The sequence below is a fragment of the Rhizobacter sp. P2_H2 genome (assembly GCF_056403375.1).
Genome location: NZ_JBFUFP010001332.1, coordinates 1 through 1,288 on the forward strand (window position 1 = coordinate 1; position 1,288 = coordinate 1,288).

At 69.9% G+C, this 1,288-nt stretch carries 2 protein-coding genes; both read left to right on the forward strand.

The window, feature by feature from the left end:
* Window positions 1–162 precede the first annotated feature (162 nt).
* Window positions 163–819, forward strand: a complete 657-nt coding sequence (gene paoA, locus AC1D15_RS32845) for an aldehyde dehydrogenase iron-sulfur subunit PaoA (RefSeq protein ID WP_465112011.1) — start codon at window positions 163–165, stop codon at window positions 817–819.
* The coding region (locus tag AC1D15_RS32850) for an FAD binding domain-containing protein (RefSeq protein ID WP_477829361.1) at window positions 816–1,288 on the forward strand (473 nt) is incomplete at its 3' end. The genes paoA and AC1D15_RS32850, both read left to right, overlap by 4 nt.

Below are 1,288 nucleotides of genomic sequence, written 5' to 3' on the forward strand. Positions count from 1 at the left end.
ATGCTTCATGAGGCTCTCCCGAAGGTGGCGCGGCGACGACCGCCGCCAGGCTTTGTAGTCCGGATCGGGAGCACGGTGCATCAAAGTCTGGATCTCGCACCGGGCATCCCGCTTGCCCGCATCTCCGAACGACCCCCACCCACCGCAGCAGGAGGCCACGAGATGGGCAGTTCTGACGAGATCGCAATTTCACGCCGCGACGTGCTGATCGTGGGCGCCGCGTCGGCGGCCGCGGTCAGCGCGCCGGTCCACGGCGCGCCAGCCGCCGATGCACCCGCGCCGCAGGCGAACCCCGCCACCTCGGTGCCGAGTTCGAGCGTCACGCTCGAGGTCAACGGCACGCCACACACGCTGGCGCTCGACAACCGCACCAGCCTGCTCGACACGCTGCGCGAGCATCTGCACCTGACCGGCACCAAGAAGGGATGCGATCACGGCCAGTGCGGCGCCTGCACCGTGCTGGTCGACGGCGAGCGCATCAACTCGTGCCTGACGCTGGCGGTCATGCACCAGGGCGCCAAGGTCACCACGATCGAGGGGCTGGGCACGCCCACCCAGCTGCATCCGCTGCAGGCCGCCTTCATCAAGCACGACGGCTACCAATGCGGCTACTGCACGCCCGGACAGATCTGCTCGGCGGTCGGCGCACTCGACGAGCTGCGCCGCGGCGTGCCGAGCCACGTGAGTGCCAGCCTGTCCGAGCGGCCGCTGTTGTCGGCCGAGGAGTTGCGCGAACGGATGAGCGGCAATATTTGCCGGTGCGGCGCGTACTCCAACATCGTCGAGGCGATCTCCGAGGTCGCGGGGGTGCGCACATGAACCCCTTCACCTATGAGCGCGCCACCGCGCCGGCCGAGGCGGCGGCCGCCGTCGAACGCCACCCCGGCGCGAAGTTCATTGCCGGCGGCACCAACCTGCTCGACCTGATGAAATTGCAGATCGAGTCGCCGGTGCACCTGGTCGACGTGAACGGCCTGGGCCTGGACAAGATCGAGCCGACCACCGACGGCGGCCTGCGCATCGGCGCGCTGGTGCGCAACACGGCGCTGGCCACCGACGAACGCGTGCGCCGCGACTACGGCGTGCTGTCGCGCGCCTTGCTGTCGGGTGCCTCGGGCCAGCTCCGCAACCGCGCCACCACCGCCGGCAACCTGCTGCAGCGCACCCGCTGCCCGTACTTCTACGACACCGACCAGGCCTGCAACAAGCGCCAGCCGGGCAGCGGTTGCAGCGCGATCGGCGGCTTCAGCAGATCGCTCGCGGTGGTCGGCGGCAGCGAGGCCTGCAT